At 37.8% G+C, this 17082-nt stretch carries 16 protein-coding genes, 1 tRNA gene and 1 pseudogene; 5 read left to right on the plus strand and 13 right to left on the minus strand.

What is annotated here, in order from left to right; genetic code table 11:
• Positions 1 to 106 precede the first annotated feature (106 nt).
• The 7 genes and pseudogenes from ABD010_RS18390 to ABD010_RS13915 form a co-directional block, all read right to left on the minus strand.
• Positions 107 to 1170 (minus strand): annotated as a pseudogene (locus ABD010_RS18390) (AI-2E family transporter).
• A 338-nt stretch (positions 1171 to 1508) separates the two neighbouring features.
• Positions 1509 to 1709, minus strand: coding sequence for a pyrimidine dimer DNA glycosylase/endonuclease V (locus ABD010_RS13890; protein WP_343814280.1), 201 nt, complete (start codon positions 1707 to 1709; stop codon positions 1509 to 1511).
• 28 nt (positions 1710 to 1737) lie between these two features.
• Positions 1738 to 3456, minus strand: a complete 1719-nt coding sequence (locus tag ABD010_RS13895; protein ID WP_343814283.1) for a pyruvate oxidase — start codon at positions 3454 to 3456, stop codon at positions 1738 to 1740.
• Positions 3457 to 3551: 95 nt separating this feature from the next.
• A complete protein-coding gene (locus ABD010_RS13900; RefSeq protein ID WP_343814286.1) occupies positions 3552 to 4490 on the minus strand; it encodes a hypothetical protein in 939 nt (312 codons plus the stop codon).
• On the minus strand, positions 4459 to 4710 hold the full coding sequence (locus ABD010_RS13905) for a hypothetical protein (RefSeq protein ID WP_343814288.1): 252 nt from the start codon (positions 4708 to 4710) through the stop codon (positions 4459 to 4461). Before ABD010_RS13905 ends, ABD010_RS13900 begins: the two co-directional genes overlap by 32 nt.
• Positions 4711 to 4741: 31 nt before the next feature.
• The gene (locus tag ABD010_RS13910) at positions 4742 to 6781 is read right to left on the minus strand and encodes a catalase (RefSeq protein WP_343814291.1); all 2040 of its coding nucleotides are present in this window, start codon (positions 6779 to 6781) and stop codon (positions 4742 to 4744) included.
• Positions 6782 to 6802: 21 nt separating this feature from the next.
• Positions 6803 to 6949 carry a lmo0937 family membrane protein gene (locus ABD010_RS13915; protein WP_343814294.1) on the minus strand — a complete coding sequence of 49 codons (147 nt, stop codon included), beginning with the start codon at positions 6947 to 6949 and terminating at the stop codon, positions 6803 to 6805.
• A gap of 199 nt (positions 6950 to 7148) precedes the next feature.
• Between ABD010_RS13915 and ABD010_RS18395 the strand changes: the two genes are divergently transcribed.
• Both ABD010_RS18395 and ABD010_RS13920 read left to right on the plus strand, forming a co-directional pair.
• The gene (locus ABD010_RS18395; protein ID WP_390351385.1) at positions 7149 to 7340 is read left to right on the plus strand and encodes a YrhK family protein; all 192 of its coding nucleotides are present in this window, start codon (positions 7149 to 7151) and stop codon (positions 7338 to 7340) included.
• Between the two features lie 220 nt (positions 7341 to 7560).
• Complete coding sequence (locus tag ABD010_RS13920; protein WP_343814297.1) at positions 7561 to 7983, plus strand: anti-sigma regulatory factor; 423 nt, start codon at positions 7561 to 7563, stop codon at positions 7981 to 7983.
• Positions 7984 to 8080: 97 nt separating this feature from the next.
• On the opposite strand, the gene ABD010_RS13925 is transcribed toward ABD010_RS13920, so the two are convergent.
• Both ABD010_RS13925 and ABD010_RS13930 read right to left on the minus strand, forming a co-directional pair.
• On the minus strand, positions 8081 to 8407 hold the full coding sequence (locus ABD010_RS13925; RefSeq protein ID WP_343814300.1) for a YflT domain-containing protein: 327 nt from the start codon (positions 8405 to 8407) through the stop codon (positions 8081 to 8083).
• Between the two features lie 282 nt (positions 8408 to 8689).
• Positions 8690 to 10432, minus strand: coding sequence for an IS1634 family transposase (locus ABD010_RS13930; protein WP_343814302.1), 1743 nt, complete (start codon positions 10430 to 10432; stop codon positions 8690 to 8692).
• A 1008-nt stretch (positions 10433 to 11440) separates the two neighbouring features.
• On the opposite strand from ABD010_RS13930, the gene ABD010_RS13935 reads away from it, so the two are divergent.
• On the plus strand, positions 11441 to 11800 hold the full coding sequence (locus ABD010_RS13935) for a MerR family transcriptional regulator (protein ID WP_343814305.1): 360 nt from the start codon (positions 11441 to 11443) through the stop codon (positions 11798 to 11800).
• A gap of 162 nt (positions 11801 to 11962) precedes the next feature.
• Here ABD010_RS13935 and ABD010_RS13940 read toward each other — a convergent pair whose 3' ends face one another.
• On the minus strand, positions 11963 to 12325 hold the full coding sequence (locus ABD010_RS13940; RefSeq protein WP_343814307.1) for a hypothetical protein: 363 nt from the start codon (positions 12323 to 12325) through the stop codon (positions 11963 to 11965).
• Positions 12326 to 12437: 112 nt separating this feature from the next.
• Positions 12438 to 12914, minus strand: a complete 477-nt coding sequence (locus ABD010_RS13945) for a putative immunity protein (RefSeq protein ID WP_343814309.1) — start codon at positions 12912 to 12914, stop codon at positions 12438 to 12440.
• 277 nt (positions 12915 to 13191) lie between these two features.
• On the opposite strand from ABD010_RS13945, the gene arr reads away from it, so the two are divergent.
• Entirely contained in the window at positions 13192 to 13608 is a 417-nt protein-coding gene (gene arr, locus ABD010_RS13950; protein ID WP_343814312.1) for an NAD(+)--rifampin ADP-ribosyltransferase, read from the plus strand.
• Positions 13609 to 13756: 148 nt separating this feature from the next.
• Here arr and ABD010_RS13955 read toward each other — a convergent pair whose 3' ends face one another.
• Complete coding sequence (locus ABD010_RS13955; RefSeq protein ID WP_343814315.1) at positions 13757 to 14824, minus strand: protein kinase family protein; 1068 nt, start codon at positions 14822 to 14824, stop codon at positions 13757 to 13759.
• A 315-nt stretch (positions 14825 to 15139) separates the two neighbouring features.
• Here ABD010_RS13955 and ABD010_RS13960 point away from each other — a divergent pair.
• Positions 15140 to 15241, plus strand: a tRNA-OTHER gene (locus tag ABD010_RS13960).
• Positions 15242 to 15371: 130 nt separating this feature from the next.
• Here ABD010_RS13960 and ABD010_RS13965 read toward each other — a convergent pair.
• On the minus strand, positions 15372 to 16868 hold the full coding sequence (locus tag ABD010_RS13965; protein ID WP_343814318.1) for an MFS transporter: 1497 nt from the start codon (positions 16866 to 16868) through the stop codon (positions 15372 to 15374).
• Positions 16869 to 17082 lie beyond the last annotated feature (214 nt).

Below are 17082 nucleotides of genomic sequence, written 5' to 3' on the forward strand. Positions count from 1 at the left end.
ATACTGGGTGGCAACAGAAGAAAACTTTTTATTTTGTGGTTCTGATATTACCCCAAATTTTAAGAAATTGTTGTTTATTTGGTATACACTCGTAGGAGTGCTGAATTTATTCACGAAGCTGGTAAATTTTATAAAGGTTTTTGCTGGTAACCTTTAAAACGGCATATAAAGGAATCGCTAGCAAAACCCCAATAAATCCATATAAGGCACCTGCAACAACCAGCAATAAAATAACAGTCAATGGATGTAGGTCTAATCGTTTGCCTAACACTTGTGGAGAAATAAGATTACCTTCCAATTGTTGTACAACGATCGTTAAAATTAAAATGTAAATTACCTTCACTGGATTTAATAATAAACTTACCATAATGGCTGGTAATATACCTAATATGGGTCCGATTAATGGAATAATAGCGGTAACCATAACGAATATTCCCAGAACAGCGGCATAAGGAATTCCTATTATCAGATATCCAATATACATTAAAATCCCATCAACGAAAGCCACCGTAAGTTGACCGATAATGTAAGCAGAAAGTGTACGATCAATATCATTTAAAATTTTTTCCCTTCTTCATAATGGTTATCCGGGATAAGTTTTTCCATCAGAGAAGCAAACTTGTGATCTTCTTTAAGAAAATAAAACAAAATGAAAGGCACAATTACTAATGTAGTGGCAATGCCTGCGATTAGGGAAATAATTTGGGAAATATTACTGCCTATTCCACTTAACAAATTACTAGAGTAAGAAACTGCTTTTTGTTTTAGTTCTTGAAAAGAAAAAGAACCGAACTGGGAACTGTTCACTAAATGTTTTGTTTCATTTGCCAATTGTTCAATTTTATTCGGAATTTGTTTAGAGAACTGTTCAAATTGTTGGCTGATGACACCTCCTGCAAAATGTCCGGCAAGGAATACTAGCATTCCAATAATCGCATAAACTAGTAAGATAGCAACTGGTTTAGGTATATATTTCGGTTTTGATAATAATTTAACTGCAGGGTTTAAAATATAATAGAGAAGTCCTGCAATAATAATTGGAAAAAGTAAAGTAGCCACTACTTTTTTGAATGGAGCAAGAAAGAAATCTATTTGCCCCAGAAAAAAGATAAAAATTACGACTAGTATGGCACCTGTCATGTATTTAAAAAAAGGATGGCGGATCCACATTTGCTTTAATCACCTTGTCTTTCGTTAATAGTTTAACAATTGATTAATTTAATTCCTCTAGGACATCAGGATGTTCAAATTATATAATGATCAATAAAATAATGTAGACACCGGACAAAATTTTATCATCCAGTGTCTTTTGGAGGACAATGTAAATAATACAATTGTACACCCTTTTCCTTCAGGTTGTTCATGCATTCTTGCAAATACTCGTCATTGTGTTCCGGATAAATAGGTGCATCTCCTTGATGGTTATTGCATCATCTTTTAACTGTTGATCCTTATATGGCGGGCAAGCTTCTCCCCAATAATGCGTTCTCCCACACTGGATTATTGTGCTAGCCTCTCCGTTTCATTTCATTTATTACAATCATGTGGTACATATAAAATTTATATGGGGAAAAGCTGAATACATAATTAACGGTTGCATGATTTTTTCCACAACGGTTCCCTCGTAATGCACAACACTCTCTATGCTGGCCAAGTAATTGCTGCTGGGGTAAGTCAGATAGCAGCTGTTCATGCCGTAACCGCATCATTTGGCCTCTGTTTGTCTGATAATTTCTTTTATAAACGTTTCAACGACTTTTTCACTTCTGGAAACTCCATTTTATTATTGGTGAAAAACTCTTTTATTAAATATTCCCCGTATTTGACTGCCTGATCAAAATGGATTTTGCCTGGAAGCGGAGCCATATCTTCTATTGCGACATCAATCACAGCCGGTTTGGAAGATTCAAATGCACGTTTTAAATCATTGGATAGATCCTCCGATTTTTCAATACGATACCCTTCACCACCACATGATTCAGCGAATTTGGCAAAATTTATTTCACCAAGACCCGTTTTGTAATTCAGGTTCCCCATTTCCTGTTGTTCATATTTGATCATAGCGAGGCGACTATTGTTCAGTACAACCACTTTAATAGGTAAATCATATTTAACAGCAGTCACAAAATCGTGCATCACCATGGAAAAGCCGCCATCCCCGCAGATTGCTACTACTTGTTTGTCAGGGTTGGCAACTTTTCCTGCAATCGCCCCGGGAAGACCGATTCCCATCGATGCCAGTCGGCCGGAAATGATAAACTGCTGATTTGTAAACGGGAAGAATCGGGTGGTCCAAACGGTTACATTTCCGACATCACAGGAAATTATTGCATCATTTTCTACTTCTTGTTCCAGTGCATACATCAGCTGTGGTGCTTGAATTGGATTCTGTTCCTCCTTCTTTTCTTTGATCATGTTAATGTGCCACTTCTTCATCTTTTCCTGATACTTTTTCAGATACGCCGTATGTTCGTTTGCCTTCACTTTTTCCGTTAATGAAGGCAAAATCTGTCTGACATCCCCGCATAATCCCGTCGTAATTGGGTAGAGGCTGCCAATCTTTTTGGATTTCAAGTCGATTTGAACGGCATTTGTATGGTCAGGCAAATATTCCCTATATGGAAACGATGTACCAATCAGCAGCAATAAATCTGTTTCCATTATTGCCTCATAAGCGGGTTTGGTCCCGATTTGACCATGCTGGCCAAGATTCAGTTCGTGGTAATCCGGAATAGTGCCTTTTCCAAGCAAACTTAACACAATTGGTGCATTGATTTTTTCGGCAAAATCAATGAGCTCTTTTCTTGATTCGCGCGTTCCACGTCCAGCGAGAATGATTGGTTTTTCAGCCTGGTTAATAAGGTTTGCCGCTTCCTGAATAGATTCCTGATTAGGTTCGTATTGAGATTTAACGTAAGTAGGGGCTGTTATAAATTCATCTTTTTCATGCTTAACAGCAAATAAATTATCAGGAACAACCAAGACGGAAACCCCACTTTCCGTGTAAGCAGATCGGATTGCTTTATTAAGCAAGTCGGGTAGTTGTTCAGCGGATTCTGCACGCCGGTTGAAAACTGCTACATCATCAAATAATCGTTCCAAATTAACCTCTTGGAAAGCGTCGGTACCAACCATGCTGCTCGTAACCTGCCCAACAATTGCCAGCACGGGTGCCCCGTCCTGTTTTGCATCATATAATCCATTTAGCATGTGAATGGCACCGGGGCCAGTAATAGATAGGCAAACGCCAAGTTTACCGGTCAATTTCGAATATGCACTTGCTGATAGCGCTCCAACTTCTTCATGTCGTACTTGTATAAAACGGATTTTATCTTCCTTATGCCGTAAATCATCAACAAATTCGTTAATCGAATCCCCAGGAAGACCGTAGATATGGTCTACTCCCCATTCTATTAATTGTTCTGTCATGATTTCTCCGGTACGCTTCTCCTTCATAACACCACTCCTCGTCTAGGTACTCCAATATTCTATAACCAACTTTGGGGCAAGGAAAACCTGTACCTGTGATACAGGCTGTTGCCTAAAGTATTTTAATTACTCTTTTGGTTACTGTTTTCTTCTTGCTGGTCACGATAGTATTTGGAGCGCTGATTTTGCCTGTATCCATACATAATATTACGAACCATTTCTTGATTTTCGAGACCAACACCAATTGACCCTGCAAAAGTTGCAATTGAAGTTGCAAGCCAAGCTAGCTTCGTATAATTCCAAAATTCAACGGATGATTTTAATCCCCCCAATGATTGAAACAGACTCGGTGGAACAAACAAAAGGACCGTCAGCAGGAATAATACAAAAAGCGTAATATAATAACATAATACCGCCACTGTTAAAGTAGCTATTGTTGTTCGGTTGTATAATTTTCTAACAAATTTATCGTTACTTTTCGCTGGCCTTTCCCATAAATTATGGGAAACGATTATCCACACAATAATACTGAAGATTGCTGCAATCATTAATCCTAAAAAGCGTAAGAGTTCAAATGCTCCGCTCAATTTCCATAAGGTCGGGAAAATAAGGCCGTAAGCCCCTGTTGCAAAGCCGGCTGCCACAACGGGTTTAAATGCCGGAATAATCCCCCACGGGCGATTTGCGTATGTCATTCCGGACAGAACACGCAGCCTCGCTTGAATGCGGGGACGAATGATGAGATGGAGATCCATTTTTTCACCTGTAGGAGTGGAGTGTTCCCGGCGAATCAAAGAAAACAAAAATTGTCTGGACACAGTGCCCCTTTCACTTTCCGTCATACCGTCTTCTGTTGTTGCGGCCGTTTCATTCCTATCGTTTTGTACCTTATGTTGGTATAACTCCCTTACAACTTGTAGCAATACTTTCCTAACGCGAATGTTTAAAGGAAATGACCCGAACGCTGGAATTGAAATTTGTCCTATTTGCCGATTATAGTCACCATCAGCGACTACTAAATCTTTATCGTCAAACAAAGGCAAGTCTGTTAAGCATGGCAATATCCCAATTCTTTTCCTTCTTCACAGCATCCGTTTCGTCCATCAATTCCTGCGTATCTTCAGCTGAGCCAATAAGAGGATCTGTTGTAACTTCAATAGACCACTCCACTTGTTTTGAAACATTTTTTGTTAAGAAGTCAGGTAATTTCTTTTTGAAGTTATCTGCTAACTTTTCTGGTGCATCGGGACATGGAATAAGTCCGACGGTTAATTGCGACAATTACCTCACCTCCATTTTTATTATGACATGTTTATCCAGTCAGTTTTCGGCTCCAGTGGCGATGTTCAGTAATGGCTTCTATGAATTGGCGAGTGAAGACCTTCCAATCGTCTTCCGTTATGACACCGCTGTTTCCGCTCAATTTGTGTTTGTCCAACCATTCTTTGCCTTCGTGTGTTGCACCGATTGTCTTATAATGTGCAAAAGTCTCATCGGTATAATATTGTATCTTTTTTAATGAAGCTTCATTGATATCCTTACCTCCTGCAACGTAAAGTGCATCGAATAATACGGGGTCAGCAGTTTCAAACGTATGGTCTGCTTCTAGTTCGATGCCGTTAACGCCTCTTTTCAATCCTAACCGATTACTAATAATTTCCGTTTGGACACCTTCACTATTTAGTGAATCGATAATTCGTTTCACATCCTCCTCAAACCCATCCATTAAAATAACACCGGTTTTCCTGGTTGCTGGCGTTTTTATAGAATTTTCTTGACTTAATGCAGGGGAGGATTTTGTAATCAACGTGTCCTCACCGGACGGTATGTCAGCACCTATATTTTTTGCGAATTCTTTCGCCAGACTCATGCTGACATTGGAAAACATATCGACGATTTGCTGACGGATTGATTTGTTTTGCACTTTACCTAATTCAAAACTGAATGCATCTATAATATGTTGCTTCTCAGGCTCACTCATACTGTTCCAGAATAAAGTTGCCTGGGAAAAATGCTCCTTAAAGCTTTCACTCCTTGATCGAACTTTACGCCCCTCCACTTTCTCATGTACATGCTCATATCCACCTTCCTCTGGAGAAGCAGGGGTTGGAGTATTGTTAGCAAGGTAGTTTTTGTAGTAACTGGTCTGGCCTTGATTGATTGTTTGTCGTCCGTAACCATCCCTCTGATTGTTGTGGAAAGGACAAACAGGTCGATTGATAGGAAGTTCATGAAAATTTGGCCCTCCCAGCCGAATTAACTGGGTGTCCGTATATGAGAATAGTCTTCCTTGTAATAAAGGATCATTGGAAAAGTCAATACCAGGTACAACATGTCCAGGATGAAAAGCAACTTGTTCTGTTTCAGCAAATACATTATCGACATTGCGGTTTAACGTCATTTTGCCTATTAATTTTACCGGGACATCCTCTTCCGGCCAAAGCTTGGTTGGGTCCAATATATCAAAGTCAAAATTAAATTCATCTTCTTCATCGATAATTTGAACGCCCAATTCAAATTCAGGATAATCACCATTTTCAATAGAGTCATATAAATCCTGACGATGGAAATCAGGGTTTTTACCGCCTATTTTTTGAGCCTCATCCCAGACCAGTGAATGCACTCCAAGAACAGGTTTCCAGTGGAACTTGACGAAACTTATTTTGCCTTGCTCATTAATAAAGCGAAATGTATGAACACCAAATCCCTCCATCATTCGATAACTTCGTGGGATGGCCCGATCTGATATATGCCACATAACGGCATGGGCTGTTTCTTGATTATTTGCTACAAAGTCCCAAAAAGTATCATGTGCAGATTGAGCTTGCGGCATTTCATTATGCGGTTCCGGTTTTACCGCATGAACAAAATCGGGAAATTTAATGCCATCTTGAACGAAAAATACCGGAGCGTTATTTCCAACCAAATCGTAATTACCTTCTTCTGTATAAAATTTGGTTGCGAAACCCCGGATATCCCGTGCCGTATCGAAAGAACCCTTGGATCCTGCTACAGTTGAAAATCTCACAAATACTGGCGTTTTAATGGATGGATCCTGTAAAAATCCTGCTTTTGTGTATTCTTTCATTGATTCATAAACTTGAAATTCACCGTGTGCAGCATAACCTCTGGCATGTACAACACGTTCGGGAATACGTTCATGATCGAAGTGCGTCATCTTCTCACGGAAATGAAAGTCTTCCATGAGTGTCGGTCCACGCTCACCAGCTTTAAGTGAGAACTCATCCTCAGCCATTTTCAGACCTTGGTTGGTGGTAAGTTTCTTTCCATGGTCATACGCCCGAAATTGGTCTAACTGTTGTTGTTTATCATTCTTTTCTTCATTACTCATTTAAGGATCCCTCCTGTAAAATTAACTATTTGTCACGGAACGAATTAGCTTGATAATGATTACAATCACCGCAACAATCAATAGAATGTGAATTAATCCTCCAAGTATGTGGAAGGAAAAGCCTAACAGCCATAGGATTAATAAGACGGCGATAATTGTCCAAAACATGTTGTCACCTCCAATATGCAGCTGTCCATTTAAATTTATCTACCCGAATTTAAAGATATAAACACATTGTGAAAATTAACAATTTGATAATATCTCCAGTTGGAAGGTGAAAAGGTGTAAAGAAATCTATTTAATAAAAGTGTAAAGATAGTAAAAGTAGATTGACAAGTACACACTTTTCTGTAATTCACTTACTGGAATATACTTTGTTGGCAGTTTTTTGTTTTATTACAAGTCGTTAGAAGAGCTTGCCATAACTTTATTTATAATTGGAAGTGCTCAAATGGCTATTGGTCTCATTATTCGCTTAGCACATAAAATTCATAAAAAAGAAATTGAAACAAAGCTGACAGACACTCCCTCAAATTACAATGGTCACTCCCATTCATAACTACAATCTTAATTACAAACAATACACCACCGGAGCAGAAGATTAGTTACCATAGGGATAATAAGGTCTGCAATGATTTCAGTCCTTAAGATTATTTGCTTTTTTATCTGCAGACCATCTAACTATTAGTATACTTTGGTAACTATCAAACTAAAAAGTGCCTACTTGTTAAAAGTTTATTAACCTCTATAAAATTTTTATAGAGGGGGTAACGTTTCTGATGCCAGCAGAAGATAATCAAATAGTTCATGTGATTGAAATAAACAGCGATAAAGATATAATTCGTGCCAGAAAAATAGTAAGAGCACTGACAATTGAACTTGGGTTCGGAAAGCTTGACCAGGCAAAAATAACAACTGTCGTTTCTGAATTGGCACGAAATATTTTCTTATTTGCCCATTGCGGTGTGATTAACGCCATGTCAGTGGAACGGGCTTGTAAAATAGGCATTAGTTTATCCGCGGTTGATAACGGGCCAGGGATTGGGGAGATACAACGGGCTTTGCGACCTTACACTTCATCGTCAAATGGTTTGGGAGTAGGATTGCCCGGTGTCAGAAATATCATGGATGAGTTTTCAATTAAATCATCGGAATGTGGTACTGAAATTAGTACAGTTAAATGGCTTGAGAAATACGGGTAATTATATTTGACTCAGCCAGCTTATAAGTTATTAAAAAATGGTTGGTAGTTAACCAACCATTTTGCACAGGTGCAAAGGGTACATATTTTTGAAATGTTTATTCATTCGTAATTACGAGTAAAATTTCACCATGGTCCAACTTCTCTTCCAACTCACTTGCTTCATCTTTTGAAAAACCGAGTTCATTAAACTTAGTTCTGAGTTCATCCCCTTTTTTCCGAAAGATATTATTTACTGCGGTGTCCAACCCTTCTTCTTGGATTCCAACCTTGTTGGCATCAACATTTCCAGCGACCCGGTCAGTTCGATCATCATCATGAGACATTACGTACATGTTATCCTTGGATACTCCTTTTCCTGCCTGTGACTTTACTTCTTTCATTAATGCCGTGTCATCCTGAAATTCTTTTACGGTTGGTTTCAATTTTAACCCTCCTACGGAATTTTGTTCACTTATTTAATTCGTTACCCGATCTCTGTTACTTTTAAACTAATTGTTCAAGTTAAAAGCGTAATGGAAAGGACCGTTTAAATTCACTCTTCTTTTTTCGCTTTAACCTTTTGCAGAAAGAAATTACTTTTCAATTGTCACCAAATGTTCTAAAATAGAAATTAGTTACCAAAATCTCATGTTTGACAGTAAAAATCACAGAAACGTCTTTATACTAGGCGCATCTGTGATTTTTTTAGTGCTAAAAAGTGAGTACTATTTATGTTTTTTTACCTCTTTTAAAGTTTTTTTCATTTTTTGTATTGGCACGATTTCCGTGTCTGTTCGAAATCCGAAAACGTCGTGCAATTTGTCTGTTAGATCAGTTCTGGTATAAGTAGGAATGTAGCCTTCGTTTGTAGCTTTCAATACACGCATTTCCCGTAATGTTTGAATGATTTCAAAACAGGTAGCTGACTCGTCCATTTTCTTTTCAATTAAGCGGTAAGTCAATAATGACAAAAAGCATACTAAAAAGTGGGCCTTGATACGCTCATCTTTTTGGAGGAAGACCGGTCGCGTTCGCATTTCACTTTTTAAGATGCGGAAGGTCTCTTCAATCTCCCAGCGTCGTTGGTTGATTTTAACGATTTCTCCTGGTGTGCTTTCCAAGTTTGTACATACACCATAAAAGCCATCAAATTTCGCTTCTTCATCAACGAGTGCTGAATTAATGGTGTACTTACTCTTTCCAGCAATCTCTCCATCTTCTGTGACATGTGTGGACTGTATAAAACGATCTGGTGAGTTGGTCCGCTTTTTCTCCATCCGAGAAGGATTATCGAGCTTTTTTAGTGCGCTATCTATTTGTTTTTCACGAATACCTGCTTGATAGCGTTTATGTTTCGGCGAAAAGGTAACGACCAATTTTTGTTCTAATCCATTTTCATTGATCCAGCGTTCTTTATGGTATACGTGCTTATCCTTTTTAAGATCAAGATCATTCAGGTTGATTGTTTGTTTTCTTTTCTTGGCGGCCACTTTCTGAGTAGAATCCACCATCTCCCACCCTGAAGGATCCAAAGCCCACTCTTTCAAATGCTTTTTTAATTTTTTGATGGATTGTGTGGTGACATAAGCCCGTTTATTCATGGAATTGTACAATCGGTTTTCATGGGAAGAAAGCCCGGCATCTGTACAGACGACAAATTTAGATAGGTGAAAATCTTTCAAGATCCTTTTCTCCAGAGGCTTTAATGTTGGCTGCTCATTTTGACTCCCACGGTTGATTACAAAGGCGAGTGGAAGACCACTGCCATCCATAAATAATCCCATTTGAACGATTGGATTCGGGCGGTTTTCTTTCGACATCCCATATTGTTTCAGGCCTTCTTCTTCTTCAATCTCGAAATAGAAATTTGTACAGTCATAGTAAAGGAGCTCAGTCTTTCGTTCAACGATAGCTGTGCTATTTTTGTATACTGTCTTTTCGATCGTATCGGATTCCTCAGCTAAGATATCTAATGCCCGGTATATATGCTGTGTATCTACTGAATGGGACTCCAGTAAATCATCCGCCCTCTCTAGTGTTCCTTTTTTTGAAGTTGGGTAAATAACACGCATGTATATGAGGAGAGCTAGAATCTTGTTTAAATCGTATGTAAAGTTGTGTCGGTCAGAAATATCTTTACATATTTTATCTAGTTTTAGTTGATGATAAATCGACTTCAAGAAAAGATAACCAACGTTAAAAGATCGTTTTTCCCCTTTTGGTATCGGCTTCGTTGGATTGTGCTTGATGATAATCGTTTCTGACTTTAGCTTTTTTTCTTCACTTAATTTTTTTGCATAGGCACGCGCCCATGCTTCGGGGTCAACACCAGGATGTCTTTCACGAATTTCCTGTTCGTTACCTAAAGCTTCAATGACTTTCGTAGTTGATTTCCCATTAATATCTCTAACATTTTCAATAACAGAATAGGAGACAGAATTCTTGGATACACTTTTTTTAATGCGCATGGATATCCCTCAAATCTTTTTAGATACCCCTATTATAATATAGTACTAAACAGTACTCAATAATTTAATTAAAAATTTGAAAAAAAATAAAGCCATCATAAGCTTTAAAGGCAAATTCTGAATATATAAGTGTCAAACTCCCGAGTTATTATAAAGACACGGATAAGGCGCAATACCGTAGGAACAATGATTTATACAAAATAAGCATAGAATTAAGATGTAAATGATAGCAATATGTTACAATTAAATACAATAGACTGGCTTCGCATGAGGGGTATGGTAGCATTGTCGTTCGCCGTTAGTCTTCTTTGGGAGACTTCCCGGGGAGGGAGGTGCTTACCATGGACATTGTTGGTATATTATCGGTCATGATATCCTTCGGGGTACTGGTGGCTATTATTATGTCTGACAAAAACCAAAAAAAATAACCCCTCACATGCGTTGGGTGTAGCGGAGGGATTATTTTTTCCTTATGCTACCTAGCCCCTCTTGATGGGGTTTGGTCTATTGGCCGCCTCATGTAACAGCATGGGCGGTCTTTATTATTTTATGAACTTTCTACATACATTATACCACGAATAACATGAATGTACACATTCTATATTCTGATTTTAAGGTTTTTCATATTCCATAATTGTGCCTTATGATGCAATATCAGCGTTAACCCATATTAGACATTAGCGCCTTAACACGGCAATTTTGGGGCTGTTCTTTATTCCGGAAAACGTCCGTTTGCGGTATTATTAAATGTTACTTTTTTGGAAAGCAACACACTTATATCAAATGTGCAATCATTAAACAAACACAATTTTTTCGTCCCACTTTGTTTCAAACATTATATCATGTGTTTTATTCCTAATTGAAACTTTTTAACATTTCCTGTTGACACGGGGTACACCCCGCATTGTTTAATAAGGGAAAGCCTTTTTAACAAGGCAACATGTCATCTTTACAATGACGTCAATTGAACATTGACGCGGATGACAAATGAATGGAGGAGATAGAAGAATGAAAATCGGCGAATTTATTACAAACCTCAACACTACAAAGGATACAGTTAGGCATTATGAAAAGCTTCATCTACTAAGCCCCAAGCAAGACGGCACATATAAAGAGTACAGTGAAAAAGAAGTGATGGACTTCCAAGCAGTTACCGACATGAAAGAGATGGGGATGACCCTAAAGGACATCCAACTCATTTTTCAGATGAAACAAAGCTTAGGATGTCGATCACCTGAGTTGATCAAGAGCGTGAAAGCACAACTCAAGGAACATTTGGCATCCATTATTGATGAAGAACAGCAGCTGCACAAAAGGCGTATTAATCTTGAAGAAACGATTAAAGAACTCCAGCAAATCCAGGTCTAAATTAAATAGTGGCCCCATCAACACGCGGGGCCGCCATTTTAAAAACTCACTGACTTTGTATATTCATCCGCGAATCTGCTAAATGTCCAATCCTTGAATGAAAAGCTCAACTTATTCAAGAATGGCGCCCGTTTCTGGAACTGTTAAAATGAACAAACAAAATTATTTAAGACGGTCCTCTAAGGATTCAATTGCCAGTTTAAGGGCAGTTAAGCGACGCTCATTTAATGTTTTTTGGGAACTACCTTCTTTTGCCTTTGCTATCTGTTTTTCGATGGAAGGAATCATACCTCGTAGAACGTCTTTAGAAGTCAATGCAGTTTCCTCGTCATGAGAAAATTTTCTCCCATTCCAAGTATTTTTAAGGCTTTCTAAACCAATTTTTACAGCGTTTTGTCTCTTTTTGACAAGGGTTGTATTTGAACCTTTCTCTGTCATGCTTTTATAAGCATTTGAAAGTTTATTAAAGGTCGATTCCAAGGATTCAAGCGAAAAATCCTGCGTTTCTTCGTTAACAGTCTCCATCTACTAACCTCTCTTTCGTTTTAAGATTTATATAACCCAACAGTTTATGGAAATATGCCCTTTTGTACAGTATCAATGAAGTAACCTATTAAGCGAGGGGGAAACAAGGTGATCACCCAGATATTTCACCTTTGATATACTTATTCAGTTCATACAGTTGCCAATCTCTTTCTTCCGTCACCTTCATAATGTCATTGTTAAAGGCAAGATTAATTACTTTAATTGCATAATCCGTAGCCATCATCGCATGACCTCTCATATGTCCCACGCCAACAGCCTGACCAACGGCTCTTGCTGCTGACTTCGCTGTTTCGCTCTTACACTCCCTAGCAACTTCATGAACCTTAAAACCAGCCTGTCTAACCTGATGAACAGTTGCTTTTCCTCTTTGCCAGAGTTCGTTGGTTTCAAATCCGTTTGTTATTTTGTCGCTGTTGGGAAATTCCTTTTCAAGATACGGAAGTATGTGCTTTGCTACAATAATTGCCCACTTTGCAAGGTCAACTTGACTAATAAGATCAGCATTTTTCTCAATCTTTTGTCTCAAATCCGCATCATCAACAATTTTGATTTTAGGCCTATTTACCATAGGAAAAGAACCTCCCATACTCTAAAATGAGATACCTTTATTTATACCGCAAAATGGGCCTTGTATTTAAATACACACCATATGTCAGTCCATAAAAACCCCAGCAACGAAAAATGTTGACTGCTAATTAAAAACTAATAATTGGTAATTATCGTTCGATATTATTCTCTCTACTTTCATTGTACTATTATTCATAAATTATTTATAGACTACTCTTTCTAAGATTCGCATACTATACTGTTATATACAAATCTAAAAATATGAGAGGTGTATAAATATGGGTGACAAAAAAGATGCCTTAGATAGTGGTCCTTTCTTTCATGGTACTAAAGCAGAACTAAAAATTGGAGATTTATTAGAAACTCAACGCTTATCAAATTACCAAGACAAAAAATCCAACTATATATATTTTACTGCAACATTAGATGCTGCTAAATGGGGTGCTGAATTAGCAACATCTAAATCAAAAGAAAGAGTTTATATTGTAGAACCATTAGGTGAATTTGAAAATGATCCGAACGTAACTGACAAAAGGTTTCCTGGAAATCCAACACGTTCTTATAGGTCTAAATCTCCTTTAAAAATAATAGCTGAATTAGGTTCATGGGAAAGACATTCCGATAAAGAAATAAATCATATGCTTACATCTTTAAAAAAGTTACGTGAACAAGGAAAAGCTATAATATACGATTAATCCTTAAAATCTATAAAATCATGACTTAATAAAACCAAAAATCAAGCCCCTCAATCCTTGAGGGGCAACTTTCAACAAACTGGGCCTAATGCAATATTGGCGCTCTCCCTTATTAATGAAATGCGCCCGATAGCGGCATAGGCTAACGTCATGAATAATTATCATTTAGCAATATCTTTTGTTGAAAATCAGTTGCTTCTTTTAGCTTTAATTCGTATGGCATCCGCCCAGAATCATCTAGGAGAAAGTTTAAAATAAACATACAAAAATAATCCTTTTTAAATTCGGGGTGAAACTCAAGTTGAAAAATATCAAATACTTTCTTGAAATGGTTATCAAATTCACCATTTAGATAGCACTCGTAATATTCACTATGACCATTCACATCTAATTCATTCCACATGAACTTGAAAAAGTCATAAAAGAAAATATAATCTCCTGATTCATCCCAGTCAATGTACCACATTCCTAAAGGTTCATTTTTTTCTTTTTCCAAAAGAATATTTGCTGTCCATAGATCCCCATGAAGTCTGATAAAGGGAAATTTTATTTCAAATAATTGGGTGTTTATATTGTCAAACATGTACTTAACATGCTCAACTTGAATAGCATTAGAACTGGTTTTTAAAAGATCGTTCAACGTATAATAAGCTAGTCTTGATTCACGTTTCATAGTGGAAAAGTAACTCGTATAGTCATCATAAATATTTTTCAATATGAATGGAATGTCTTGATTACTTTTCCTTTGACAATCAATATACCTTTCTACCAGTTGATATTTATCATCATCTTGGTATATCAGTTCTGGAAGTTTAAAATATCTTGAAAAATACGCATAGTTCCCAACCCTATTCAAATAATTTTCTTTGTTATTACAAATGGTCAATGTTTCAGTTTTAGAAAATACTTTAATGTCTCCATTGCTGCAAAACCACATCATGTTTCCTCGAAAAAGTTTGTGTTTGTTATTTTTAACCTCTAAGGGTTTTTGCCAGCTCTCCAACTCTCCTTCTTCTAACTGGGGTGACCATTTTTGATCAAAGTCATGAGTGTCAAATGAACTGTCGAGAATGGGGGAATTACTTTCCGTCTTATTAAACAGAACTCTTAATTCGTTATTAAACTCATAAATGCCATGATCCAGATAATGTTCTAGTTGGCGTACTTTCTTTATTTTAGCCTTCTTCTCTTGTACATAGTGGTTTCGTTTTTGCATTGTTTTTACCCCATATTCTTATTCCACATAATAGGCCCAATCGTATTCTGGAATAACCAATTACTAAAACAGTACCATATTTTTCACGTAAGTACATAAATTTTAAACAACTTTTTATAATTTAACAAAAATTCTATTTTTAAGCTATATCCATTTATTGCAGGGCATTAATAGCATATACAATCAAATCAATTTTTTCATGGATAGTCATTCCAGGAGTGGAACTAAAAGCTCATATTCTGGTCACACATTTGGTAAGTACAGGTCGCAATGAATCAGAATAAATTAAAATGTTTTTGACCAATTTAGTCGGCAGCCCCCGACAAATTAACAAATTAAAAATGATTGGAATGTCGTGAAACGCTTTCTATGTGTTTCCTAAACCATGTGTCGCAGGTTCGAATCCTGCCGGGGGCGTAGGTTTCAACTATTAAATGTTATGAATGGGTTCGGTTTTCGTGTATGAAAACGAATATGCCAATTCATTTTTTTCCACAGTAAAAACACCGTTACATCCCTATTTTCTGGATGTATCGGTGTTTTCAATTTAATGACTATTATGATCCCTTTTTTGTCTGTCAATCCGGTCTTTCTCTTTGGTCCACCAAAGTTCATCGTTGTCATTACTGATTGTCTCCTGCAGATTTTCTTCTTCTGCAATAGCTGGCGGGGATCCTCTCAATGGTTTTCCGGATGTTTTCTTGAGGAACAGGGAGACCACTACAATTCCTATCAGCGAAACAAAAATCACATAAAATGCCGGTGCAAGATGACTTCCGGATATGTTCACCATCCAGGAAACCACAAGTGGTGCTGTTCCGCCGAATAAGGAAACGGAAATATTATACGTTAATGCCAATCCGCCGTACCTTACCTCTGTAAAAAACAATGACGGCAGCTGTGATGGCATGGTTCCCATTAATGCTGCCAGGAGAATGGCCATTATCATAATTCCAATAAAAACAAGAATCGTAGTATTGGTATCAATCAGCATAAATGATGGAACCGCAAGTAAAATAAACCCGATTAAACTTGACTGAATGATTCGTTTATTACCGATGCGGTCACCAAAATAACCCATCAGCAACACGATTGGAATCATAATAAACATGACAATCAGAATTAACAGCAACCCTTTTGTTTGTCCGTATCCGAGTACTGCGGTTAGGTGGGAAGGCATATAGGTCAAAATTGTATAATCAATCACATTGTAGAACAGAACCAGAATCAATCCCATTAATAATGCTTTTCGGTGATACAGAACAAGATCTTTCAGTGGAACATGACGGGATTTTTCCTCTGACTCTTCTTTTTGTTCCTCCATCTTTTCAAATGCTGGTGTTTCTTCCAGATGTGTTCGCAAATAAAAACCGATAATACCGATTGGTGCAGCGATTAGAAATGGAATGCGCCAGCCCCAATCCAACATCGTGTCAGATCCAAGCACGAAGGTTAGAAGTGTCACAATACCGGAACCGCCGATATAACCAATCAATGTCCCAACCTCAAGACCGCTGGACATAACCCCGCGTCTGCTGTCCGGGGTGGATTCGGAAATAAATGTCATGGCTCCGGAATATTCCCCGCCGGTTGAGAAGCCTTGAATCAGCCGTGCTACCAGCAGTAAAATTGGTGCTGTCAGACCGATTGAAGCATACGTTGGTATCAGACCAATGCTCAATGTCGCAAATGCCATCATAATCAGCGTAATCGCCAGAACTTTTTTGCGTCCGATCTTATCACCAAGCGAACCGAAAAACATTCCCCCAAGAGGCCGTACAAGAAATGCAATGGAAAATGTTGCAAAACTGAACACTAACTGTGTCGACCCTTCCATTTCCGGAAAGAAAATTTTGCCGATTGTTGCTGCCAGGTATGAATAAATCCCGAAATCAAACCATTCCATGGCATTGCCGATACCTGTTGCAACCACTGCTTTTTTGGCAACGTCCTTATCGACAACCGTAACATCATTTTCCGTCAATTCATTCTTCTTTTTCCGCTTTAACTTCTTTTCAGGTTTGTTTTCCTTTCCCCGCTTCATGGAAATCATCCCCATTCATAACCAATCATTGTGGTTTGTTTCACCAATATGGACAGTATATTTAACACCATTGCCATAAAATTATGATTAGTGAAGTTTATATGTAAGCGCATTCCCGTAATATTTTTAAATTAAACCATGAAGAATAGCGATGAAACAATCGGGATTCCGGGAGAATTTCAGTTAAAAATTTTTGCTGTGTGTATATTACTTT

The sequence above is a fragment of the Virgibacillus siamensis genome, assembly GCF_039522605.1.
GTDB classification, from domain to species: Bacteria; Bacillota; Bacilli; order Bacillales; family Amphibacillaceae; genus Lentibacillus; species Lentibacillus siamensis.